We start from the raw sequence: 23,941 nt of genomic DNA on the forward strand, positions 1-23,941 counted from the left end.
AAATAGGGCTCACCAATTTATTTAATAACTTTAAAGCCGAGCTGAATTATTTTCAAATTAAAGATAAACAGAATGAACATCAAAAAAGTTTTAGTTGCTAACAGAGGCGAAATCGCTATAAGAATTTTTCGCGCTTGTACAGAAATTGGTATAAGAACTGTTGGTATTTATACGTACGAAGATAGGTATTCTTTACACAGATATAAGGCAGATGAATCTTATCAAGTTGGAGATGATAAGGAACCTTTAAAACCTTACTTAGATATTGAGGAGATTATTCGGGTTGCTAAGGAGAATGGCGTAGACGCTATCCACCCTGGCTATGGATTTCTTTCTGAAAATGCAAAATTTGCTCAAGCCTGTGCCGATAATGATATCATATTTGTGGGCCCTAAAGTGGATGTACTGAAGTCCTTAGGAGACAAAGTCACCGCCAAAAAAGTGGCGATTAAAAATGATGTCCCTATTATAGAAAGCAATAAAAAAGATTTAGACACCTTAGAGATCGCAACGGAGGAAGCTGGGCGAATTGGTTTTCCTTTAATGCTCAAGGCAGCTTCTGGTGGCGGCGGACGAGGTATGAGAGTGCTGAGAAGCATGGGGGAGCTGGAAAAAGCTTATGGTGAATCTAGAAGAGAGGCCAAAAATGCCTTTGGTGACGAAACGGTGTTTTTGGAGAAATTCATCGAAAATCCAAAGCATATTGAAATACAAATTGTCGCAGATAATTTTGGAAACACCCTCCATTTATTTGAAAGGGATTGTTCTGTGCAAAGACGCTATCAAAAAGTTATTGAATTTGCACCTTCCAAAGACTTGGATGAAACCGTTAAGAACAAACTCTACGGCTATGCTATCAAAATTTGTAAAGCTGTAAATTATAACAACATTGGTACGGTAGAATTCCTTGTGGATGATGATGGCAGCATTTACTTTATAGAAGTGAATCCTCGGGTGCAAGTAGAGCATACAGTCACAGAAGTGGTCACAGGAGTAGACCTCATCAAAACACAATTATACATAGCCGATAATTATAAATTATCGGATGAAGAAATAAACCTTCCTAATCAAGAATCGGTCTCCGTCAATGGTTTTGCAGTACAATGTAGAATCACAACAGAGGATCCGAAAAATGATTTTAAACCAGATTATGGAATTATCTCTACCTATAGGAGTGCTTCAGGTTTTGGGATAAGACTAGATGCAGGGAGTGTTTACCAGGGAGTAAAGATTTCTCCGTTCTTCGATTCTATGCTGGTAAAAGTTTCGGCAAGTAGTAGAACTTTGGACGATGCGTGTAAGAAAATGCGTCGTGCCCTAGCGGAGTTTAGAGTGCGAGGTGTTAAAACCAATATGGCCTTTTTAGATAATATTCTAAAGGATGCCACTTTCCGGGAAGGAAAAGTCACGGTCAACTATATCAATAATACGCCAGAGCTTTTCGATATCAAGGAGCCGAGAAACCGAGCGACCAAAATGGTAAATTACCTAGGAGATATTACCGTGAATGGAAATGCAGATGTAAAGAACACGATTAAAAATCCAAGGTTCTTAATCCCAGAAGTGCCTAAGAGCTCACCAAAAAGTTCTTATCAGAAAGGAACTAAAGATTTATTAACCGAATTGGACCCTGAAGAGTTTTCTAGATGGTTAAGTAACGAAAAGAAAATTCACTATACAGATACCACCATGCGAGATGGGCATCAAAGCTTGTTGGCTACGAGAATGCGAACCTACGATATGCAAAAAGTAGCAGCCAATTTTGCCAAAGATCATCCTGAAGTCTTCAGTATGGAAGTATGGGGAGGAGCGACCTTCGATGTGTGTATGCGGTTTTTAAAAGAAAATCCTTGGGAAAGGCTTCGTATGTTTAGGGAAGCTATGCCCAATATCTTATTACAAATGCTACTAAGAGGTTCCAATGGGGTTGGTTACACGGCCTATCCAGACAATTTGATAGAACGTTTTGTTACTGAATCTTGGAATAATGGAGTAGATATTTTTAGAATATTTGATTCTCAAAACTGGATGAAATCCATTGTTCCCTGTATCGAGTATGTTAGAAAAAACACAGGAGGTCTCGCAGAAGCATCCATGTGTTATACGGGAGATATCATGGATCCAAACCGAACCAAATACACGCTTAAGTACTATACACAACTAGCCAAAGATCTTGAAAATGCTGGGGCTCATATCCTTGCCATTAAAGATATGGCTGGTTTATTAAAACCAAAAGCAGCAACAGAGCTCATTTCAGCCTTAAAATCTGAAATTAAAATCCCAATTCATTTACATACGCACGATACCTCTTCCATGCAAGCATCCACTTATATGAATGCAATTGAAGCTGGAGTAGATGTGGTTGATGTGGCGCTTGGGGGATTATCTGGGCTTACGTCTCAACCTAACTTTAACTCTCTGGTTGAGGTGATGAAATACCATCCTAGAGAAAATAAAATCAATACCCAAAAGTTAAATGAATATTCTATCTATTGGGAGCAAGTGAGAACTTATTACTACCCGTTTGAGTCTGGCCTAAAATCTGGAACTGGAGAAGTTTATACTCACGAAATCCCAGGGGGACAGTATTCCAATCTTAAACCACAGGCAGAATCTTTAGGCTTAGCAGATCGTTTCCATGAGATTACAGATATGTACGCCAAAGTAAATCTGCTTTTTGGAGACATTATTAAAGTGACCCCAAGTTCAAAAGTGGTGGGTGATATGGCTCAATACCTTGTGAGCAATAATTTGACTATTGAAGATGTGCTGGAAAATGGTGAAAACTTATCCTTCCCTCAATCGGTTGTTAGCTTTTTCAAGGGAGACTTGGGACAACCTGTAGGTGGTTTCCCAAAGAAAATTCAGAACATAATTTTAAAAGGAGAAAAGCCTTATACAGACCGGCCTAACGCGCATTTAGCTCCTGTAGATTTGAAAAAAGAATTTAAAGATTTCCAAGATATGTTCTCCGATGAAATGGACAGAATCTTAGATTTTGAAGATTTCTTATCCTATAAACTCTATCCTAAAGTTTTCACAGACGCCTATAACCATCATACTAAGTACGGAAGTGTATTCAATATTCCAACGAAAAATTTCTTCTACGGTATGGACCCTGGTGAAGAAATTGTGGTGGAATTGGATAGAGGAAAAACTCTATTGATTACGTTAGTTTCAATAGGTGAAACGGATGAAGACGGAATGGTGACTGTATTCTTTAAAGTTAACGGTCAAACTCGTAATATCCTCGTTAGAGATACTAGTGTTGAGGTTGATAAAGTAGTTCATCAAAAAGCCGATAAATCGGATGATAAACAGGTAGGCGCTCCGCTACAAGGTTCGTTAACTGAAGTTCTGGTGAAAAAAGGAGACAAGGTTAAAAAGAACCAACCTTTATTCATTATTGAAGCTATGAAAATGGAAACCACCGTAACTGCTAATGCCGACGGAGAAGTGAGTGACGTTATACTAAATTCTGGAATAATGGTATATTCGGATGATTTGGTGGTAAAATTGAAATAAATATCTACTATTTTAAACTTTAAAAGTCCCTTTCAGTTAGTGAAGGTGGCTTTTATTTTTTCATGTAGAGACGAAAAACTGCTAAAAAATACTATTCAAATTGTTTCGTGGTGCCTTCAATTAGATCTCAAAAGCCCAGCTAAAGGTTGAAGTGAATGCTCATTTTTGAGCTAACGTATTCTGCACTTGAAATTTTTCGAAACCCAAAATCAAAAGAGATCTGACGCGATATTCTGATCTAGTGAGCTGCGTTAAAATAAATCAACGGCGACTTGTAAAGCACCATAATCTTGTAAATTGTTCCACATGGCAGTAGTTGCTACAGGAAGAGTATACTTGTCTAGGATCTTTAAATTTTTGGTATAAGATAGTCCAAAATTGTTGAAACCGGTTTCATCTCCATAAAAATGAGCATCACTTACAAATGAAAATGCAGCGCCTACATACACACTTAGATTCCAGTCTTTACCATCGGCCACAATGTAGGAAGCTTCTAGGTAATTTGTGAAAGCATTGCGTAAGTCGCCATTGGAATTGATATAGGTATCCCGGCCTTGAACTATCGTACTCCAAGTAAACTGTAATGGGATTTGTTCTAATCTATGAGTTATAGAAACATCTATAAAGTGAGAGGTTTCAGCTCTGTCGTAGTTGAAAATTTGAGCCTCTGGAAAATCAGTGGAATTATTGATATTCCAAATAGCAAACGTCCAGTTGTTGTGCTCGTAAGACAGGTAGTAGTCAAATTCAGTAAAATTTCCTGCAAATCCTACACCTCCCCAAAGTCCAGCTTTAAATTTTCCATTCTTGGATTGGTAATAAAAATTAGCGGCGGTCATAGCTTCATCTGTCACGCGATACCCTCGCCATAAGTGCATGTTTTTTACGGTTAAATTAAATTCAAATGGGCGATAGGAGTCTTTGCTTTCTTCGGTCTCCAAACTCTCTTTAGGTAAATTTGGAATTCTCCCATAATCTCTTTGACCGTAAGACAAAGCGGTAGTGATTAGGACTATGAAAAGTCCTACTATTTTTATAAAATTAATCATCATAAGTAGTTTTTAGCTGAGCATTAAATGGAGTAAAGTAGCTAGTGCTGCGCCTATAAATGGTCCTATAATGGGGATCCATGAATATGACCAGTTGCTATGAGTCTTTCCTTTAATAGGAAGGAGGAAGTGCATAATTCTTGGCCCTAAATCTCTTGCAGGGTTTATGGCATATCCTGTAAGCCCTCCTAAGGATAAACCGATGCTCCACACCACAAACGCAATGGGAATAGCGCCAACAGCTCCAAGTCCTACGGGAACACCATTTTCACTTTGTATTTCTGCTCCAGTGATATAAAATACAGCGATGATGAGTACAAAAGTCCCAACAATTTCACTTAATAAATTCCTGAATGTATTCGAAATCGCTGGATCTGTACAAAAGATAGCCCGTTTACCTGCAGCATCATCTGAGGCATCGAAATGATCTTTAAAAAGGGCATAAACCGTTCCAGAGCCTATCATTGCTCCAATAAGTTGAGCTAAAATATAGACAGGCACATCTTTCCAAGGAAAGCTTCCTTCAAGAGCTAAAGCTAAAGTTACTGCTGGGTTAATATGTGCTCCGCTATAAGGAGCAGCCACAAATACTCCTATAAAAACAGCTAAAGCCCATCCTGTGGTAATAACGATCCACCCAGAACCGCTGCTTTTGGTTTCTTTTAACACGCAACTAGCAACCACTCCTCCTCCAAGAAGAATAAGTATAGCTGTTCCCAATATTTCTGCTATAAATGGTGTCATAATTACTTAGATTTACTCCAAGATTGGAGGGCATTAATCGCTCTGTACCAACCTTTGATACCCTCTTGAATTTTATCTTGGTCTTTTGTCGGTTGAAATTTGACATCTTCTTTCCAAATAGACTGAATTTCTTCCATATCTTTCCAAAAACCAACCGCCAATCCCGCTAAATAAGCAGCCCCCAAAGCAGTGGTTTCAATAACTTTTGGTCTTACAGTAGTGGTGTTTAAAACATCAGATTGAAATTGCATCAACATGTCATTAACCGTGGCGCCACCATCCACTCTTAATTCTTCTATATCGATTTCGGAATCGGCTTCCATTGCTTTTAAGATGTCCATCGTTTGGTAAGCTATGGCTTCTAAAGAAGCTCTTGCAATATGGGCATCGGTGGTTCCTCTTGTAATTCCAAACATAGTACCTTTCGCCTCTTGATCCCAATATGGAGCACCAATACCAGCAAATGCAGGAAGAAAATATACACCATCTGTAGATTCTACAGAAGTCGCTAAGCTTTCAATATCCCGGGATTTTTTTATGATTCCCAAACCATCTCTTAGCCATTGGACCACGGCACCTCCTATAAAAATGCTCCCTTCTAATGCATACTCAGTTTTACCATTAATTCTCCAAGCAACTGTAGTTAACAATTTATTTTTTGAAATAATAGGTTTATCACCAATATTCATCAGCATAAAACAGCCTGTTCCATAGGTGCTTTTCACCATTCCTTTTTCTGTACACATTTGACCGAACAAGGCAGCCATTTGATCTCCAGCAATACCCGCAATAGGAATTTTGGAGGCAAATACTGTGGTTTTGGTATGCCCATAAACTTCACTTGAATCTTTAACTTCTGGCAGCATGCTTTTGGGGATGTCAAACAATTCCAAGAGATCATCATCCCAGTCCATAGTATGAATGTTAAAAAGCATGGTCCTAGAAGCGTTGGTAACGTCTGTTACATGCAGTTCTCCTTTGGTAAAGTTCCAAATTAACCAGGAATCCATTGTTCCAAGAATAAGATCACCAGCTTTCGCTTTTTCTCTTGCTCCCTCAACATTATCGAGAATCCATTTGATCTTAGTTCCTGAAAAATATGAATCTATGACAAGACCTGTTTTTTCTTGTATCATCTTTTCTTTACCGTCTGCTTTAAGCTGGTCACAATAGTCAGAAGTCCGTTTATCTTGCCAAACAATCGCGTTATAAATAGGATCTCCAGTGTGTTTATCCCATATGACAACTGTTTCTCTTTGGTTGGTGATTCCTATGGCGGCAATATTTTTACCGTTTAGTCCTTTTTTGGTTGTTGCTTCAGCAGCAACACCCGCTTGTTTAGACCAAATTTCTAAAGGGTCGTGTTCCACCCAGCCTGGTTTTGGAAAGTATTGAGTGAATTCTTTCTGAGCAACAGAATAGATTTCACCTTTCTTGTTAAACACAATTGCTCTTGAACTTGTTGTTCCTTGATCTAAGGCCAAAATGTACTTCTCCATAGAATTAAATGTTTTAGGGTTATTGATTAAGGTTGGTATTTTAGATTTGCTAAAAGATTACATGATGTATCCTTTAGCGAGTTGAGTATAGTCTTCAACTTGATTGGATATCCACTGCTTATCTTTATTGAGCTCTTTTGCTAAAATTTCTGCAACTTTAGGAGCCATTTCAATAGATCGCTTAGCGTCTAGAAATAAAACTCTTACTCTTCTTGCTAAGACATCTTCTACAGTTCTGGCCATTTCATGCCTTGCCGCCCATAAAACTTCCACATTTAGAAACTCTAGGTCGGGGTGAATCTTTTTACCTAGGCTAGGGTCTTCTAGTATTAAGGTTTTAAGGTGGACTTGATCGGTACCATAAACATAAAGGTGATTTCCTCTTTCCTTAGTTTCCATAGCGCCATGAATCAAAAGATGCTCTGTTACACATTCCTTCTCGGGAAGCTTATTCAAAGCGATGACTTTATCGAGTGTATCTTCTGCCATTTTTCTGTAGGTCGTCCATTTACCCCCCGTAATGGATACGAGTCCAGTATCTGAAACTAGGATTTTATGCCCCCTAGAAATCTCCTTAGATTTTCCGTCATCATCTTCAGGTGCTGCAAGTGGTCTAAGACCGGCATATATACTTTTCACATCTGCTCGTGTCGCTTTCTTATCTATAAAACGGTTGAAGGTTTCAAGGATAAAATCAACTTCTTTTTCTGTCGCATTAGGCTCTGTGGTGTGAGAATCTACCATTTCGTCTGTAGTACCCACAATCACTTTGTCATGCCAAGGAACTGCAAAGAGAACTCTCCCGTCATCTGTTTTTGGTATCATTATAGCATCTTCTCCAGGAAGGAACTCTTTATCAAAAACTAAATGTACTCCTTGGCTAGGTTGTATTCTATTTTTGGAGCCTGGTTTGTCCATTTGCAAAATATCATCTGCAAATACTCCTGTGGCATTGATAATAGCTTTCCCTTTAAAGGTATGTTCCTCTTTAGTTTCTTGATCGATGGCTATAACACCAGATACTTTATTATTTGAGTCTTTCGTTAAATTATTGACTTTGAAATAATTGAGTAATGAGCCTCCTTTTTCAATGGCAGTCTGTGCAATATTTACGGCGAGTCTAGAATCGTCAAATTGACCATCTTGATAACTAACACTCCCTCTCAATTTATCTCTTTTAATTGTTTTTAACTTACGAATAGTTTCACTTTTACTCACATGCTTGGAAGCGCCTAAACTTAATTTACCAGCAAGAAAGTCGTAAGCTTTTAAGCCTAAGGTATAATAAGGACCTTCCCACCAAGTGTAGTTTGGAATTAAAAAGGTTTGATTTTTAACTAGGTGAGGCGCATTTTGCTCTAGTAAACCTCTTTCTTTTAGGGCTTCTTTAACCAAAGAAAAATTGGCTTGTGCAAGATAGCGTACACCACCATGGACAAGCTTAGTACTTCTGCTTGACGTTCCTTTGGCATAATCCAACTGTTCAAGAAGAAGAGTTTTATAACCTCTAGTGACGCTATCTAAAGCGATCCCAAGACCAGTGGATCCTCCCCCTATGATAATAACATCCCACTCCTTTACTTTTTTTGCGTTTTTAATGAGGTGTTTTCTGTCGAAAAGTTGTTGTTTTATCATTTTTTTTATTTCTAATACAAACCAAATATAATAAAAATATAATAAAACGAAAGCATAAGTATAAAAAATAAGTATAAAACGAAACTTAATGAAACTATATTGGTGATAATACTGTAAGGGATTAAGCTATAAATACAAGCCTAGCGGGCATTAGTGTTTTAATATCCTTTATATTTGTAATTTCCAAGTGAAATGCAAATGAAACGACATCAAGCTATTTTAGATTTATTACAGAAGGAAGGTTATGTGGGTGTTTCCCAACTTTGTGAAATGTTCAATGTATCCGCCGTAACGATAAGAAAGGATCTGAAACTGCTTGAAAACAAAGGCCTTCTTTTTAGGACTCACGGTGGCGCTACTTTCGAAAATCCATACATTAATGATAGGAACGTAAGTGAAAAGGAAAAAATCCATATTAAAGAAAAAAATGCAATAGCAGAGGCTGCAGTAAAATTGATCAAGCCAGAGGACTCTATCATGATAGGATCTGGGACTACCATGCAATCCTTGGCTAAAGCTATAAATATTGAGGGCAATCTCAATGTAACCACCTCTTCACTTAATGTTTCGCTAGAACTCACCAAGTCTCCTTATTACGATATCCTTCAGTTGGGAGGAAATGTAAGGCATAGCTCTTCATCGGTGACCGGTCATTTTTCTCAGGCGATCTTGGAAAATATTTCCTGCAACCTTTTATTTCTTGGGGTAGACGGTATCGATATAAATTATGGGTGTACTACTACAAACCTAGGCGAAGCGATGCTGAATAAGACGATGATTGAGTCGGCTCAAAAAATTATTATTCTGGCAGACTCCTCTAAATTCAACCGAAAGGGCTTTGGAAAAATTTGTGGTATCTCTGAAATTCATCACATTATCACCGATTCTGGAATCAGTAGCACCTTGGCTCAAGAACTCAGAGACCTTGGCATCCAATTGACTTTGGTATAAAGTCTTCAGAAGAACAGCTGAATGGGCAAAGGTTGAAATTAGTTTTTCAGCCTTAAGCTCATTAACTTTAGTATAAAATAAACGATTTCTAAATTCAGAATAAACCCTTCAAAATCTTATTTATACCCTTCTAGATATGAAATTGATTTTAAGTAAATTTGCGATCTAATTTTTAATTATGTCTGAAGAAAAAAAATCGTTGAACTTCATCGAGCAGATTATTGAAGAAGATTTGAAAACCGACTATAAAGTAAGTGATCTTAAATTCCGGTTTCCTCCGGAACCTAACGGGTTTTTGCATATAGGTCATGCTTCATCAATTTGTTTAAACTTTGGTTTGGGCTTAAAGTATAATGCGCCTGTCAACTTAAGATTTGATGATACCAATCCTATCAAAGAGGAAACGGTTTACGTAGAGTCTATTAAGTCTGATGTTAAATGGCTTGGTTTTGAATGGGCAGAGGAATGTTATGCTTCAGACTATTTTCAGAAATTGTACGACTGGGCGGTCGAGTTAATTAAAGCGGGTGATGCTTATGTGGACAGCCAATCGTCTGAAGATATTGCGACTCAAAAAGGAACTCCAACTCAGCCAGGAACAGCCAGTCCGTATAGACAGCGTTCTGTAGAAGAAAATTTAGAGCTTTTTGAAGCTATGAAAAATGGAGAAACCCCCGAAAAAGCGCATGTAATTCGAGCTAAAATTGATATGGCTTCTCCCAATATGATTATGCGTGACCCTGTGATGTACCGCTGTTTACACAAGGCACATCACCGTACAGGAGATGATTGGAAGATTTACCCTATGTACGATTGGGCTCATGGGGAATCGGATTTTATAGAATCTATTTCTCATTCTTTTTGTACCCTAGAATTTTTACCTCACCGTGAGCTTTACAATTGGTTCATCGATCGCGTAAGTCAACCCGGTGAGCTTGTCCCAAAACAAAGAGAGTTTGCAAGACGAAACTTAAGCCATACCGTGGTTAGTAAACGAAAGTTAGCGCAACTGGTAGAGCAAAACATCGTTAATTCTTGGGATGATCCTAGGATGCCAACTATTTCGGGCTTGCGACGACGAGGCTACACACCAGAATCTATTCGCAATTTTGCTGAGAGTATAGGGATAGGTAAGCGAGAAAATATGATAGATGTAGCGCATCTTGAATTTTGTGTGAGAGATGATCTCAACAAAAAAGCACCACGAGTAATGGGTGTGATGGATCCTTTGAAATTGATTATTACTAACTATCCAGAAGGAAAAGAAGAGTGGCTTGTTGCAGAAAACAACCAAGAAGATGAGTCTGCTGGAGAACGTGAAGTTCCTTTTTCTAGAGAACTATATATTGAACAAGAAGACTTTAAAGAGGAAGCTAACCGTAAGTTTTTCCGATTGAAATTAGGCAAAGAGGTACGTTTGAAAAACGCTTTTATCATCAAAGCTCAAGAGGTAGTGAAAGATGAAAATGGAACTATTTTGGAGGTGCATTGTACCTATGATCCAGACACAAAAAGCGGGAGCGGCACAGAGGCTTCTCAACGAAAAGTGAAAGGAACTCTGCACTGGGTGTCTATTCCTCATGCCAAAGAAGTAGAGGTAAGACTTTACGATAGATTGTTCTCTGTGGAAGATCCTATGGCAGATAAAGACAAAGACTTTTTAGATTTTGTGAATCCTGATTCTTTACAGGTCAGCAAAGCTTATGTAGAGCCCAGCTTAAAGTCTGCAAAAGTGGAAGACAAATTCCAATTTCAGCGCATAGGATATTTCTGTGTGGACAGAGAGTCTACAGAAGATAAGCTGGTTTTTAATAGAACGGTGACGTTGAGGGATAGCTGGAAGAATAATTAAAAAAAAGCGAGATTTTCATCTCGCTTTTTTTAACCGAATTTCCATCAGCAAAATCTTTTAAAACAGTTAAGTGTATCGTTATAAAACTAACTGTATGCATCTAATAGGGAGTTTTTATTTAAGAATCCCATATCCCATAGTGTTGTTAATAAGTTTGAAGGCCCTTAAACTCCCGAAGCATTGAGACAAGGTGATAAATTTATAATTTTCAAACAAATTATTTTTATGTGCTTGCTAAATATTCTTTAGCCGTTAAAACGGGTAATTTTGAATTTTTAAAATCTTTTTTATTCCTGGTAATAATGATGTCAATATCATTTTCTATAGCTGAATAGTATTGAAGCCCATCTTCAAAGTCAGGAAAATTCTCATCGCTTAGAGCTAGTTCCGTTATCTTATCATCCAAAACCAAAAGCTCTACGAGGACTTTAAATTTTCTTAAAATCTCTCTTGATTCTTTCGAAGATTTCAATTTTGTAAGTATGTAATTTGTATTGGCAAAAGTTAATGATGAAATGCACAAGTTTAATTCTTTCTTATCTGCCTTCGAAAATAAATGGGCAGCATCTTCATAAAACTCTTTCCTCTTGGAAAGCAAATCTATGACGATGTTAGTGTCGATTAGCAGCCTTTTCATTTGTATTTATCCATCAAAAAGCTAGTATACTCTTGTTTTTCGTCAAAATCATCAGGTATGGATATAACACCACTAAGGCTTTTTACAAGTGGAGTAATTTCACTTTCTTTTCTTTCTTCAGTTATAGAATTTAAATAGGATTCAATTAATTTGGAAAGGCTGGTTTTATTTGATTTTGCATAACGTTTTGCCGTTTCAATGATATTCTCATTAAGACTTAATGTGAGTTTTTTATCCATGATTATAAATTTACGTACAAATATAATATTTAATTACGTAAGATATTGATTTAATATCTCTGTCAATCAGTCACTTTAATATAAAATTCAAGAGTTTTACTTTCAAAAATTTGATTTCCACCTCCATCTGTTGGAGCGATGATTTCAACATAATCTTCGCCCACAAAGCCTCGACGAGGTTGGTATCTAAAGATAATTTCTCCAGTATCGGGATTTCGGTCTAGTTCACTTATCGTGTAATGCTGACCCCGAATTTGGAAAACAGCACTTCTGTTGTCCGCAAAATTGCCTAAGCTCGTTTCTGCGACACTATCACCAGAACTCCCTATATTGATTTCAAATAAAGTGATTGGTTCCTCAGGAAATGGATAATAAAAACCGTCATCATCGTTATTCCATAAATGCTCACAGGAGATTAAACTTAGACTAACAATTAAAAGGAGGACTATTTTTTTCATAATAAATGCTTCAATTTCTCGACACCTTGATATCAAGATGCTTGTTTATCTCTCCATTGGAGAGCATGCTTTTTGCCAGTCGGGCTTGGTCAGAGCTGCTAGTTAAGGCAGTTCTGAGTCTGTTTCTTATTTCTCTACCAAATTTCCATCGGCAAATAAAGCAAAACGTCCTTTGTCTCCGTGCGTAAATTCTGCTTTGGGCCACGGCCAACCTCCAAATTGGGTGCGTTGGTACTCTCTTATGATGTCATGCATTTCTTCAGGAGAATTGGCCACAAAAGGGCCTTGCTGAACAACAGGTTCGTTGATGGGCTTCCCTTGTAGCAGAAGTAGCTCAGCTTTTTTATTACCATTCACGAGCTTGAGTTCTTGAGACGCCTCAAGATCTAAGGAATGACCAGCAGGAATCTCAAACCCTTCGGTTTTAATTTGATCGCCTTCATAAAAAAACAAAATGCGGTTACTCTCGGCTTCTCCAGTAGGAAGTATAAACTCCGCCCCCTCTTCTAAGCTAATTCTCCAGATTTGGATATCGGTATTGTCTTCTGCTGCCAGAGAATCTGGAGTGGGATCCAAAGCTTTTTCTGACTTGTATTTTCCAGCGATAACTTTAACTCTTATGGTTTTTCCATGCTCATCTTTTTCTTCAACAATAGGAATATCTTCATGCCAAAGCATTTTGTAGTGAGGGTCTACTTTTTTGGAACGCTTGGGTAAATTCAACCAAATTTGAAATAATAAAAGAGGATTTTCTCTGTCTTGATTTATAAGTGGAAACATTTCAGAATGTAAAACGCCTTTACCTGCGGTCATCCACTGCGCATCCCCTTGCCCAAATCGCCCTTTGGCCCCCATAGAATCTGAGTGGTCTGCAAAGCCTTTTTCTACCAAAGTAATAGTTTCAAAACCGGCATGGGGATGGTAAGGAAATCCTGGTACTTCTTTCCCGTGATACATTCGCCAACCGTCTTTCTTATGAAAATCATTTCCCAAAAACCGATCTTTTAAGCCTTCCTTGGAAGGACCAAGATTGACTTCTCCTTTCGGAAATTGATCCTGATGAAAAGCACAAAACATAAAAGGGTCTTTAGTTTCCCAATGAAAACCAAGGGCCTTAACTTTTAAAATAACATCACTCATCCTCTTTATATTTATTCAAAGTAATAAAAAGCATCTTCCAAATGCTCTATACGTTCTCCTAATTTATTTTTAATAATGGCCACAATATCAAACCTTACTTCTAGGTCGAGGTCTTTATCATTGATGTAAAAATCAATGGCTTTTACCAATCTTTTGATTTGTGCGGGCTTTACAAAATCTTGCGGGTCTCCAAACTCGGGTGTACTTCTGGTTTTGACTTCCACAACCACTAAGGTTTCACCCGTTTTGGCAATAATGTCGACTTCTGCTTTATCGTAGACATAATTAGTTTCTAAAATAGTGTAGCCTTTTGCTCGAAGAAACTTTACCGCTTCTTTCTCTCCCTTTTTCCCAAGTTCATTGTGCTCTGCCATGATTAATAGGTTAGCTGAATTTGACTCGAAGACACCTCAAGTCTTGCGACTTTACCAAAAATAAGGGGCAAATTAGCATGTGTGTGTCCTGCTGGAAAGTGAAAACAAACAGGATAATTATAATCTTGAACAGCTTCAGAAATGGTTTCTTCGGCGGTTTTCCCGAAGGGTATGGTATTATCATTCATATCTGTCATGCCCCCAACAATAAGACCTTTAATCACCTTTAAAACGCCGCTGCGTTTTAAGCTTTGCATCATTCTATCGATATGATAAAGGTATTCATCGAGATCTTCAAGGAACAAGATTTTTCCTTCAAAGCTAGGAGTAGACGAACTCCCTAATATGGAATAGAGTACAGATAAGTTTCCACCTATGATTTCACCAGAGGCTACTCCATTCTTTTGTAAGGGATGAATATTTTTTGAGTAGATACTAGCATCATCTCCAAATAACACCTTTTGAAGCTGAATTGAGGTAGAGCTGGATTTGATCTCAATGCCTAGCGCCATTTGGGCATGAAGACTGGCAAAGCTTAAACTTTGCAAATGCAGATGAATAGCCGTCACGTCTGAATAACCAATAATCCACTTGGGTTGTTTTTTTAAACTAGAAAAGTCAATATGGTCAATGAGTCTTACAGAACCATACCCGCCCCTTGCGCACCAAATCGCTTTGATGTCTGGATGATCCAGTTGGTCTTGAAAATCCTTAGCCCGCTCTTGGTCGCTTCCCGCAAATTGGTGCTCTTGTAGACCAATGCTAGAGCCTAAAATAGGCTTGAGCCCCCAACTTTTTAATAGGTCAATCGCAGGCTGTATCTCTGCTTTAGAAATACATCTTGCAGTGGCTATAATGGCGACTTGGTCGCCAGTTTGGAGTGGTGGTGGAAGACTCATATTCGAATTCGTAAATTGTTTATCACCTCTAGTAATTCTATGGTTTAATTGAAGCCATAAAAAAGTATCGAGAAGTTATAAATCCATCACTTAAAAGTAGTAAATTTTATAGATCAAATCCAATTCTTAAGTGAATGTCTGCTGTAAAATCACCAGTTCTTTCATTCCTAAATGGAAAAAACCCAGTTCTTTCTGTGTTATTCAAGAAGAAAGCGTAACCAAATCCAAAACCAGCTTCATAAGAAATATGTTTACCTAAACTTCGTCTAATTCCCCATTTGGGAACAAATCTGATTTGATCTAAACTTCTTATCCTATCATTGGTTGTAAAAGACACACTTTCCAAGTTTAAAGAGGCTAGTAAAGCAACAAAGTTCCCGCTATTACGATCGATGTTTTTTCCTTTTTTTAGTCTTTTGTCTAAATTATAATACCATCTGGGTTCTAAGCTTAAATGGAATATTCCATAAAAGTCACTATTGGGTCCAAACGACTCAAATTCTCTAAAACCTTCTACTCTAAAATCAAAACCTACTTGACTTCTTAAGGCAAATTCATCATTAAGTCGGCTTTCGCTATACAGCCAAGCCCCTAGAAACCCAATTTGGACGCCGTAAATTGATTTTTCCACGCTTGCAGGGGCCAAGTTACTTTGATCTTGAGCGGATATTTGGTATACAAATAGGAGGCTGAAAAATGTGATAAAAATGGTTTTCATAATAAGTGTGGAGGGTTATTGATGAAGTTTAAAAATCAGGAAACAATAGTTTAATTTTCAACTAAAGTTAGAGGACCTCTAAAGTTTATCGAGATTTCATTATCCTCCTCATCAATACCCGTAAAATTAAGGACATACTCATTAGCATTTTCTACAATTTCTAGTATACCAACTTCAATTTCAACAATCTGCCCTGTTTGGTTTTCAATATTTATATTGGATAAAATGGATGCTGCGGCAAGCGTGTTTACGCCTGGATTGGAAGCTCCTGTAAAAATGTATTCACCAAGGTCTGGCTTAGTACTATTATCTGTATAAATTTCAAAAGAAATACCATTAACTATATTGTCTTCTGGTGTTGGCTCACCATCTATTATACTTACGTTGGTGTCGTATAAAATAATTCCAAAAGCATAAAGCCCATCTTCTAAGGTATCGGTTTGATATAACCCAGACTTGAGTTCAAATTCTTGATTTCCAACTTTTAAAAAGTTTTCATTTTCAATGGGAGGAGTAGCGTCGTCATCACTGCTACATGAAAAAGAGAACGTTAGGATTAGCGCCGTAAGGCAAAGTTTTGAGATAAGTTTCATAATTGGACGTTTTAGATTAGATTCAAATATATTTATTTCTATATAATTCAATGGCTTTTTCACTCATATTATACAATAGCCTTAGTCTTTTAATGTAAAGGGGTTTATTACATTTGTGCTTTAGAAATTTTAGACTCATGAAGAATCCAAAACGCTATACAGTTACCGCAGCATTACCCTACACCAACGGGCCTATACATATAGGACACTTGGCTGGGGTTTATGTGCCAGCAGATATTTACGTTCGTTATTTGAAACTTAAGGGAGAAGATGTTGCTTTTGTTTGTGGAAGTGACGAGCATGGCGTTCCTATTACTATCAAAGCCAAAAAAGAAGGGGTAAGTCCTCAAAATGTGGTCGATAAATACAATGCTATCATCAAGCAATCGTTTCAAGATTTTGGGATACAATTTGATAATTATTCAAGAACTTCTGCTAAAATCCACCATGATACGGCGACTGAGTTTTTCAAGACCATGTACGATAAGGGAAAGTTTATTGAAGAAACGACAGAACAACTTTACGATGCCAAAGCCAATCAATTTCTAGCCGACCGATTTGTAACAGGGACTTGCCCAAAATGTGGCAACGAAGAAGCTTATGGCGATCAATGTGAAAAATGTGGTTCTTCTTTAAATGCTACAGATTTAATAAATCCAAAATCTGCTATTACAGGAGACGTACCTACCTTAAAGTCAACCAAGCACTGGTTTTTACCTTTAGATCAATATGATGGCTTCTTAAAAGATTGGATATTAAAAGATCACAAAAAGGATTGGAAGTCTAATGTCTACGGACAATGTAAATCTTGGATAGATGAAGGTTTACGAGCAAGAGCAGTTACTCGAGATTTAGATTGGGGTATACCAGTTCCTGTAAAAGGAGGTGAAGGTAAAGTCCTTTATGTTTGGTTCGATGCTCCAATTGGCTATATTTCTTCTACCAAAGAATGGGCAGAACGGGAAGGCAAAGATTGGGAGCCTTATTGGAAGGATAAGGACACTAAGCTTGTTCATTTTATAGGCAAAGATAATATTGTGTTTCATTGTATTATTTTCCCTGTGATGCTGAAAGCAGAAGGCAGCTACATCTTACCGGATAATGTTCCTGCCAATGAATTTTTGAATCTAGAAGGCCGTAAACTATCCACTTCTAAAAATTGGGCAGTTTGGTTGCACGACTATTTAAAAGATTTCCCAGGTAAAGAAGACGTGTTGAGGTATGTGCTTACAGCAAATGCTCCTGAAACCAAGGATAATGATTTTACCTGGAAGGATTTCCAAACCCGAAACAATAGTGAGTTAGTTGCCATTTATGGGAACTTTATCAATAGAGTGGTGATTCTAACGCATAAGTATTATGAAGGAGTAGTGCCAAAAGCCTCTGACTTTAGCGAAACTGATCTCAAAGTATTTGAGGATATTAAAACATTTCCTTCACAAATTGCGGCTTCTATCGAGAAGTACCGCTTTAGGGAAGCCCAAGGGATTATGATGAATCTGGCTCGTCTTGGTAACAAATATCTAGCCGATGAAGAGCCTTGGAAACTCCAAAAGACAGACCCAGAACGCACATCTACTATTATGTATGTGGCTTTGCAAGTTGCAAGTGCTTTAGCGGTCTTAAGTGAGCCCTTTTTACCTTTTACCGCTTTAAAATTGAAAACCATGCTCAATTTTGAAGACTTTTCTGATCCATTACTTTGGAATGATATTTCTAAGCTAGATGAATTACTCCCTACTAATCATTACATCAATACAGCTGAATTTCTCTTTAGTAAAATTGAAGATGAGGAGATGCAAAAGCAAGTGGATAAACTTGAAGCTTCCAAAATAGCAAACGAAAAAGAAGGGTCTGAACTAGAACCTCAAAAAGAAGTAGCTACCTTTGAAGATTTCTCCAAACTTGATCTGCGAGTAGGAACTATATTAACAGCTGAGAAAAAGGCAAAGACCAAAAAACTGATGGTGCTAACAGTAGATACAGGTTTAGATCATAGGACTATAGTTTCTGGAATTGCAGAGCATTATAAGCCAGAAGAGCTCATTGGTCGTAGAGTAAGTGTCGTTGTCAACCTTAAACCTATTACACTAAAAGGCACTTTAAGCGAAGGGATGATTTTAATGACAGAAGATTCTTCTGGAAAATTAACCTTCGTGAATCCAGATCCATCGGGAGAGGTTAAAAATGGTTCAACAATTAATTAATATATTTGATATTAGCAAAGAATTATAAACTATGGAAAACATTTCAATTGACAGTGTGGGCGAATACGCCAACTATTTTTTAGACAAGATTCTGTCTTACTTGCCTAGTATAATCGCCGCTTTGGTCATCCTGATTCTTGGGTTATGGGTTATCAAATTGATTATAGGGCGTTTAAGAAAAATAATGGAAAAACGCGAGGTAGACCCAGGTGTAAGAGGTTTTTCCTTAAGTATCTTGGGCGTAGTTCTCAATATCCTTTTGTTTATTGTCATCATTACTAAACTTGGGGTAGAAACCACTTCGTTTGCAGCGATATTGGCAGCAGCAGCTTTGGCTATTGGTCTTGCTCTACAAGGATCGCTTTCTAACTTTGCGGGAGGAGTACTGATCATAGTTTTAAAACCTTATAGAGTTGGTGATTTTATAGAAGCACAAGGTGAATCAGGTACAGTTACCGATATCAGTATTTTTTATACTATACTAACAACAACTAATAATCAGCGTGTTATTATTCCTAACGGTCAATTGAGTAATAATAAAGTGACCAACTATTCTTATGAGCCTACTCGGAGGAATAACATGACCGTTGGAATCTCTTACGATAGCGATATTAAAAAATCTAGAGAAGTCTTATTAAATATTGTCAATTCTGATGAGCGCGTTTTAAAAGATCCTGCTCCCGTCGTTTATGTAGAAGGTCTAGGGGATAACTCTGTTGATCTGTCTTTGCGATTCTGGGCTAATCAAGCCGATTACTGGGGTTTGCACTTTGATACGATCGAAAAGCTAAAAACAGAACTTGAAGATGCAGGAGTTTCCTTCCCATTTCCACAACGCGATGTACATTTATATGATATGAGTAAAGAAAAATAATTAGTTGCTCACAAAATCTTTAAGGTAATAAGGCTCAAAATAAGCCACATCCTCAAAAATATTATCATCAAACTTCCGTTTCGCTATAGGGTATTGCTCCTTTGCAGACGGAAGTTTTTCTTTGTGAAAAAGGGCATTGGGATGATGGCAGATTTCTTGAAATTTTTCCACTCCAGTTCCTATAAAGTGAACTTCACTAGCTTCTAATTCAATTTGAAAAGAGGTTTCCTCCAATATTTCAGCCTTAATTTCTCGCTTACTTTCAAAACTAGCATCAAAGATTTCAGAATAGACTTCCATTCTTCTAGCATCTAGCATTGGGATAATAAGTCCTTTAGTGATTTCAACCTGCTTTGCTAAACACAACAAGGTCGATACAGAAATCAAAGGAATATTTAGGGCATAGGCTAAACCTTTCGCTGCAGAAACACCTATCCTTAAACCTGTATAAGAACCAGGCCCCTTACTTATAGAAACTGCACTAAGTTCTTTAATAGATATATCCTCGGAGTTTAGTAGCTCCTTGATAAATGTATGTAACTGTTCAGAATGTGAAAAGTTTTTACTGTTTATTTCCTTTAAGGCTAACAGCTGTCCATCTCTTCCAATGCTTATAGAACAATTGGTTGTAGAGGTTTCAATACAAAGAATTAAACTCAATAGATAAAGGTTTAGTATTCAACAATTCGAATTCCAAAAAACAATTCTAAGACTTTTAAGTTGAAGATATAGTCGTATTTAGAATTAATTAATCTATTCTCTGCGTTGGTTAATCTGAATTTAGACTGACTTAATTCAAACGCGTTAGATATACCCACTTCGAAGCGTTGCTGAGCATATTCAAAAGCTAATTCCTGAGACTCGACAGCTTTTAAGGCTGCCTCATAGGCCTTAGCAGATCCCTGAGCATCAACATAAGCTTGATATACATTAGATTCCAAATCCAACTCAGCTTGCTCCAACTGAAATTCTGCACGTTTGGTATTCACTTCCGCCCTCTTAATAGAATTTCTTGTTGCAAAACCATTGAAAATGGGAATATCGAGTTGTACACCATAAGTTAAACCGTCGTTTCTCCACAATTGGTTTATAAAATCTCTTGGGCCTATCGTTTCGAATTGAAAATTTGGAGTGACTACAGCTCCTCCTGTAGACTCAACAATTCCAATTTGTCTGGTGGGATTGTTTGGATCTATACCAGCTTGAACTGTTCTTTCTCTATCTGTTTCCCTGGTGTTGTAGTTAATAAAACCGCTTAATGACGGGTAAAGCTGGGATCTAGCTATTTGAACATCTTTTATAGCTAAGTCTACATTTTGCTCTGCCACTTTAACTTCATAACGCTCTTCCCTTGATTTTGCAATAATCTCTTCAGGTGTGTTAGACATAATATCTGTGATAGGGACATTATACTCCTCATCTGCAATATCAAAATTTTTATAATTTTTTATAAGTAGTGTTTGCGCTAAGCTGATTTTTGAGATTCTTAAATTATTTTCAGCGACAATGATTTGCTGTTCTTCGTCTGCATTTATAGCTTCAATTTCTAACAAGTCTCCCTGAGGGGCAGTCCCTATCTCTACAGTTTTTCGTGTTTGCTCAATTTGCTCTTGAGTCACATTATTCTGCTCTATCAAAACTTCAAGTTGCTGTTTATTGACTAGGATCTGTAAATAAGCATTTGCGACAAATAAAGCAATATCATCTTTCATCAATTGAAGTGAATACTGACTTGCTAACTGCTCTAGTTTAGCTCTCTGGAATACTCTTAAATTTCGTAAACCGTCAAATATGGTTATTCCTGAGGTTGCATTTACAGAAAAGTTACGTGTCACTTGGCTCTCCAGCACTCCTGTGGTTATATTCTGAGTTAAACCAGAGTTCCAGGTATTGTTAGAATTCCCGTTAAGTGAAGGCAGGTAGTTTCCTATAGCTTCACTTTTACTGATGTCTGCAGTTTCTAGAGCGAGCATCGATTGCTTAATGGATATATTATTATCCATGGCATATTTTACACAAGCCTCAAGAGTCCAACTTGCAGGTATATCGGTTTGCGCTTTAAGACCAGAAAAACATCCTAAAAGTATAACGCTTAATATTGATAAGGTAAGTTTCATTTTCATCATCTTTAATTATCTTCTTCTAGGGTTTCCAGCAACAGGTTCTTCAACTCTATTCCATACTTTTATTTTATCACTTTCTTCAACACCAGAAATCACTTCAACATTTATTCCATCGCTTAGTCCTAGTTCTACCATTTTTTTCTCAAACTGCTGATTCCCAACTTCGATCTCAACAAAGGGTTCTTTTGTTTCTTTTTCAAACTGCACCAAAGATTCACTTATCGCCAATACATCTGTAGATCGTTCTAATATAATAGAAGCATTTGCACTAAGCCCCGCTCTTATAAAAATCCCCTTAGTCTCTTTTAAACTACCCTCGATATCAAACTGAACAGCACCATTCTCTTCGGTTCCTTTAGGGGAAATGTAATCTAATATAGCATTGAAGGTTTCATCTTCAATAGCTCCGACAGTAATTTCTAAAGGAAGTCCTTCTTTTATTTTACCTACTTCAGATTCGTCAACTTTTCCTTGAAAGATCATATCATCTGTTTTAGCAATAGTAGCGATTGTGGTTCCTTCATTAAAGTTGTTGGCTTCAATAACTTGGTTTCCCACTTCAACAGGTACGTCCAAGACCATTCCAGATATTCTCGCCTTTATTTCTGTAGTAGCCGCATTTCCAGCATCCTGAGTAGTTCCTGTACTTATGATTTCAAGATTCTCCTCGGCTGCTTTTACAGTTTGCAATGAATTGTCGTACGAATTCTTGGCAAGATCAAAATCATTTTCTGAGATGACGCCCTTTTCATATAATTCTTTTTGCCTGTTAAAAACTTTTTTCTCGTTTTCAAGATTGATTTTAGACTGTCTAACTTGGTTTTTTGCAGAGTTCAGGTTTGTAATATTGGGAACCACTTTAAGTTGAGCAATCATATCTCCAACCTCCACGTTATCTCCAGCTTTTACAAAGAGTCTGTCCACAACCCCAGAGATATTGGGTTTGATATCAACCTCTTCCCTTGGCACAAGAGTTCCCGTAGCCATTGTTTTTTTAACAATGGTTTGAGTCGTAGGAGTTTCCGTTTTAAAAACTTCCGGACTCTCTTGATTTTTTTGGTAGAGGTAATATAAAGACCCTCCAAAAAGAGCTACAATAACTAGCAATACAATAATGGTGACAACTTTTTTCATGTTTAAATACTATTAGGTAAGTTTGTTTTTTATTCGGTTCTTAAGGCATCCACAGGTTTTACGCGTATTGCATTTTGAGCAGGAATAAACCCAGCTAAAAGACCTGAGACGATGAGTATACTTAATGCTATAATGACGGTAACTAAATCTACACTAGGGTTGGCAAACGGAATATCTGCACCTTTGGGAAGGAGTGCATTAACTATTGCTAACACTCCAGTTGCGAATATTATACCCGTCATACCTGCAATAATTGTTAAGAATACAGATTCAAATAAAACCTGTCCTCTTATTTGCCAAGGGGTTGCTCCTAGGGCTCGTCTAACTCCAATTTCATTTGTTCTTTCTTTCACCACGATAAGCATTATATTACTAATCCCTATAACACCTGAAAGTAAAATAAGGATCCCTACAAAATAGGCGACAGCATTTAACGCAATGAAAAGTCCAGAAACTTTTGAATATTGTTCGAATAGGTCAAAATTTCCAATGGCTCTATCATCCTCTGGAGCGATATTATGATTTCTTTTTATAATATCAAATACCTGAGACTTTAGTTTGGTAATCGAGTTATTATCCTCTGCGGTGATAGCCATCCAACCTACTGTTTGCCCCATATTAAAGGCTTGAGAATAGGCTGTGAATGGAACATAAATTTGTTTTTGGTCCTCCTCGGCATTACCTCCTCCTAAACCTCTTTTTTTATAGACGCCTATGACCATGAAGTTCACTCCTTGTACTTTCACATAAGTACCTATTGGATCTTCGTCAAAATCATAAAGCCCTTTAATAACACCTTCCCCAATGACTGCTACTTTACGTTTATTTTCGATATCATTCTGGTTTAGAAATCTACCTTTTAAGATTTTCATTGGCTCTTGAAACTGGATATCTGGATAATCCCCATAAACGTTAAACGCACCACTTTTAAGGCCCCTTACAACATTATTATCTCCGCCAAAACCTCCAAGCTGATTTCTTGGAGAAACATACTTTAGACCATTAACTTCTCTCTTAATTTCTGCAACATCATTAAGTTCAAAATTATATCGACGTCCTTTTGGTAAGCCATTGTAGGATTTAGAAACTGTCTGAGACCACATAAACATGGAATTAGAAGAAATCCCATCAAATATCTGTTTGACTCCATTCTCTAGGCCATTCCCTGCAGCCAGTAAAATCACAAGAATAAAAATACCCCAGAATACTCCAAAGGCAGTCAGTATCGTTCTAAATAAATTAGACGTTAAGGACTCAATGACTTCATTCCATTTGTCTCTATTAAACATA

The 23,941-nt window shown here is 37.4% G+C and carries 21 protein-coding genes; 5 read left to right on the plus strand and 16 right to left on the minus strand.

What is annotated here, in order from left to right; genetic code table 11:
* Positions 1-72: 72 nt before the first annotated feature.
* A complete protein-coding gene (locus PGOND44_RS00435) occupies positions 73-3,525 on the plus strand; it encodes a pyruvate carboxylase (RefSeq protein ID WP_003434657.1) in 3,453 nt (1,150 codons plus the stop codon).
* Between the two features lie 251 nt (positions 3,526-3,776).
* On the opposite strand, the gene PGOND44_RS00440 is transcribed toward PGOND44_RS00435, so the two are convergent.
* The 4 genes from PGOND44_RS00440 to PGOND44_RS00455 are packed head-to-tail and all read right to left on the minus strand — an operon-like array spanning position 3,777 to position 8,452.
* On the minus strand, positions 3,777-4,577 hold the full coding sequence (locus PGOND44_RS00440) for a hypothetical protein (RefSeq protein ID WP_236611952.1): 801 nt from the start codon (positions 4,575-4,577) through the stop codon (positions 3,777-3,779).
* 9 nt (positions 4,578-4,586) lie between these two features.
* Positions 4,587-5,318 carry an MIP/aquaporin family protein gene (locus PGOND44_RS00445; protein WP_003434660.1) on the minus strand — a complete coding sequence of 244 codons (732 nt, stop codon included), beginning with the start codon at positions 5,316-5,318 and terminating at the stop codon, positions 4,587-4,589.
* Positions 5,319-5,320: 2 nt separating this feature from the next.
* Entirely contained in the window at positions 5,321-6,817 is a 1,497-nt protein-coding gene (gene glpK / locus PGOND44_RS00450; protein WP_003434662.1) for a glycerol kinase GlpK, read from the minus strand.
* A 57-nt stretch (positions 6,818-6,874) separates the two neighbouring features.
* A complete protein-coding gene (locus PGOND44_RS00455) occupies positions 6,875-8,452 on the minus strand; it encodes a glycerol-3-phosphate dehydrogenase/oxidase (protein WP_003434664.1) in 1,578 nt (525 codons plus the stop codon).
* 198 nt (positions 8,453-8,650) lie between these two features.
* Here PGOND44_RS00455 and PGOND44_RS00460 point away from each other — a divergent pair, with 198 nt between their 5' ends.
* Positions 8,651-9,403 (plus strand): DeoR/GlpR family DNA-binding transcription regulator, encoded by a 753-nt coding sequence (locus PGOND44_RS00460; RefSeq protein WP_003434667.1) that lies wholly within the window; start codon positions 8,651-8,653, stop codon positions 9,401-9,403.
* A gap of 178 nt (positions 9,404-9,581) precedes the next feature.
* Positions 9,582-11,255, plus strand: a complete 1,674-nt coding sequence (locus PGOND44_RS00465) for a glutamine--tRNA ligase/YqeY domain fusion protein (RefSeq protein ID WP_003434671.1) — start codon at positions 9,582-9,584, stop codon at positions 11,253-11,255.
* Positions 11,256-11,478: 223 nt separating this feature from the next.
* Here the strand turns inward: PGOND44_RS00465 and PGOND44_RS00470 are convergent, their stop codons facing one another.
* From PGOND44_RS00470 to PGOND44_RS00505, 8 genes are all read right to left on the minus strand, one after another.
* Positions 11,479-11,892, minus strand: a complete 414-nt coding sequence (locus tag PGOND44_RS00470) for a type II toxin-antitoxin system VapC family toxin (protein WP_003434673.1) — start codon at positions 11,890-11,892, stop codon at positions 11,479-11,481.
* Positions 11,889-12,131, minus strand: a complete 243-nt coding sequence (locus tag PGOND44_RS00475) for a DUF6364 family protein (RefSeq protein ID WP_003434674.1) — start codon at positions 12,129-12,131, stop codon at positions 11,889-11,891. Before PGOND44_RS00475 ends, PGOND44_RS00470 begins: the two co-directional genes overlap by 4 nt.
* A 62-nt stretch (positions 12,132-12,193) precedes the next feature.
* Complete coding sequence (locus tag PGOND44_RS00480; protein ID WP_003434677.1) at positions 12,194-12,589, minus strand: hypothetical protein; 396 nt, start codon at positions 12,587-12,589, stop codon at positions 12,194-12,196.
* A gap of 126 nt (positions 12,590-12,715) precedes the next feature.
* Positions 12,716-13,729: a pirin family protein gene (locus tag PGOND44_RS00485; RefSeq protein WP_003434683.1), complete on the minus strand. Its 1,014-nt coding sequence runs from the start codon at positions 13,727-13,729 to the stop codon at positions 12,716-12,718.
* An 11-nt stretch (positions 13,730-13,740) separates the two neighbouring features.
* Positions 13,741-14,103: a YraN family protein gene (locus tag PGOND44_RS00490; RefSeq protein WP_003434686.1), complete on the minus strand. Its 363-nt coding sequence runs from the start codon at positions 14,101-14,103 to the stop codon at positions 13,741-13,743.
* 2 nt (positions 14,104-14,105) lie between these two features.
* Complete coding sequence (locus PGOND44_RS00495; protein WP_003434688.1) at positions 14,106-15,002, minus strand: S66 peptidase family protein; 897 nt, start codon at positions 15,000-15,002, stop codon at positions 14,106-14,108.
* Between the two features lie 106 nt (positions 15,003-15,108).
* Complete coding sequence (locus tag PGOND44_RS00500) at positions 15,109-15,720, minus strand: hypothetical protein (RefSeq protein ID WP_003434691.1); 612 nt, start codon at positions 15,718-15,720, stop codon at positions 15,109-15,111.
* 50 nt (positions 15,721-15,770) lie between these two features.
* A complete protein-coding gene (locus tag PGOND44_RS00505; protein ID WP_003434693.1) occupies positions 15,771-16,313 on the minus strand; it encodes a hypothetical protein in 543 nt (180 codons plus the stop codon).
* 137 nt (positions 16,314-16,450) lie between these two features.
* On the opposite strand from PGOND44_RS00505, the gene metG reads away from it, so the two are divergent.
* The gene (gene metG / locus PGOND44_RS00510) at positions 16,451-18,520 is read left to right on the plus strand and encodes a methionine--tRNA ligase (protein ID WP_003434695.1); all 2,070 of its coding nucleotides are present in this window, start codon (positions 16,451-16,453) and stop codon (positions 18,518-18,520) included.
* A 31-nt stretch (positions 18,521-18,551) separates the two neighbouring features.
* Positions 18,552-19,394, plus strand: coding sequence for a mechanosensitive ion channel family protein (locus tag PGOND44_RS00515; RefSeq protein ID WP_003434697.1), 843 nt, complete (start codon positions 18,552-18,554; stop codon positions 19,392-19,394).
* Here PGOND44_RS00515 and tsaB read toward each other — a convergent pair whose 3' ends face one another.
* Genes tsaB through PGOND44_RS00535 form a run of 4 tightly spaced genes read right to left on the minus strand, consistent with a single transcriptional unit; the run spans position 19,395 to position 23,940 of the window.
* Complete coding sequence (gene tsaB, locus PGOND44_RS00520) at positions 19,395-20,054, minus strand: tRNA (adenosine(37)-N6)-threonylcarbamoyltransferase complex dimerization subunit type 1 TsaB (protein WP_003434700.1); 660 nt, start codon at positions 20,052-20,054, stop codon at positions 19,395-19,397.
* 11 nt (positions 20,055-20,065) lie between these two features.
* A complete protein-coding gene (locus tag PGOND44_RS00525) occupies positions 20,066-21,517 on the minus strand; it encodes a TolC family protein (protein ID WP_003434703.1) in 1,452 nt (483 codons plus the stop codon).
* A 9-nt stretch (positions 21,518-21,526) separates the two neighbouring features.
* Positions 21,527-22,651, minus strand: coding sequence for an efflux RND transporter periplasmic adaptor subunit (locus PGOND44_RS00530; RefSeq protein WP_003434706.1), 1,125 nt, complete (start codon positions 22,649-22,651; stop codon positions 21,527-21,529).
* A 29-nt stretch (positions 22,652-22,680) separates the two neighbouring features.
* A complete protein-coding gene (locus PGOND44_RS00535) occupies positions 22,681-23,940 on the minus strand; it encodes an ABC transporter permease (RefSeq protein WP_003434708.1) in 1,260 nt (419 codons plus the stop codon).
* Between the last annotated feature and the right edge of the window lies 1 nt (position 23,941).

The sequence above is a fragment of the Psychroflexus gondwanensis ACAM 44 genome, assembly GCF_000355905.1.
Lineage (GTDB): Bacteria > Bacteroidota > Bacteroidia > Flavobacteriales > Flavobacteriaceae > Psychroflexus > Psychroflexus gondwanensis.

Coding starts and splice junctions, on each gene's coding strand:
- PGOND44_RS00435 (WP_003434657.1), top strand. CDS start 73: ATGAACATCAAAAAAGTTTTAGTTGCTAACAGAGGCGAAATCGCTATA.
- PGOND44_RS00440 (WP_236611952.1), bottom strand. CDS start 4,577: ATGATGATTAATTTTATAAAAATAGTAGGACTTTTCATAGTCCTAATC.
- PGOND44_RS00445 (WP_003434660.1), bottom strand. CDS start 5,318: ATGACACCATTTATAGCAGAAATATTGGGAACAGCTATACTTATTCTT.
- glpK (WP_003434662.1), bottom strand. CDS start 6,817: ATGGAGAAGTACATTTTGGCCTTAGATCAAGGAACAACAAGTTCAAGA.
- PGOND44_RS00455 (WP_003434664.1), bottom strand. CDS start 8,452: ATGATAAAACAACAACTTTTCGACAGAAAACACCTCATTAAAAACGCA.
- PGOND44_RS00460 (WP_003434667.1), top strand. CDS start 8,651: ATGAAACGACATCAAGCTATTTTAGATTTATTACAGAAGGAAGGTTAT.
- PGOND44_RS00465 (WP_003434671.1), top strand. CDS start 9,582: ATGTCTGAAGAAAAAAAATCGTTGAACTTCATCGAGCAGATTATTGAA.
- PGOND44_RS00470 (WP_003434673.1), bottom strand. CDS start 11,892: ATGAAAAGGCTGCTAATCGACACTAACATCGTCATAGATTTGCTTTCC.
- PGOND44_RS00475 (WP_003434674.1), bottom strand. CDS start 12,131: ATGGATAAAAAACTCACATTAAGTCTTAATGAGAATATCATTGAAACG.
- PGOND44_RS00480 (WP_003434677.1), bottom strand. CDS start 12,589: ATGAAAAAAATAGTCCTCCTTTTAATTGTTAGTCTAAGTTTAATCTCC.
- PGOND44_RS00485 (WP_003434683.1), bottom strand. CDS start 13,729: ATGAGTGATGTTATTTTAAAAGTTAAGGCCCTTGGTTTTCATTGGGAA.
- PGOND44_RS00490 (WP_003434686.1), bottom strand. CDS start 14,103: ATGGCAGAGCACAATGAACTTGGGAAAAAGGGAGAGAAAGAAGCGGTA.
- PGOND44_RS00495 (WP_003434688.1), bottom strand. CDS start 15,002: ATGAGTCTTCCACCACCACTCCAAACTGGCGACCAAGTCGCCATTATA.
- PGOND44_RS00500 (WP_003434691.1), bottom strand. CDS start 15,720: ATGAAAACCATTTTTATCACATTTTTCAGCCTCCTATTTGTATACCAA.
- PGOND44_RS00505 (WP_003434693.1), bottom strand. CDS start 16,313: ATGAAACTTATCTCAAAACTTTGCCTTACGGCGCTAATCCTAACGTTC.
- metG (WP_003434695.1), top strand. CDS start 16,451: ATGAAGAATCCAAAACGCTATACAGTTACCGCAGCATTACCCTACACC.
- PGOND44_RS00515 (WP_003434697.1), top strand. CDS start 18,552: ATGGAAAACATTTCAATTGACAGTGTGGGCGAATACGCCAACTATTTT.
- PGOND44_RS00525 (WP_003434703.1), bottom strand. CDS start 21,517: ATGAAAATGAAACTTACCTTATCAATATTAAGCGTTATACTTTTAGGA.
- PGOND44_RS00530 (WP_003434706.1), bottom strand. CDS start 22,651: ATGAAAAAAGTTGTCACCATTATTGTATTGCTAGTTATTGTAGCTCTT.
- PGOND44_RS00535 (WP_003434708.1), bottom strand. CDS start 23,940: ATGTTTAATAGAGACAAATGGAATGAAGTCATTGAGTCCTTAACGTCT.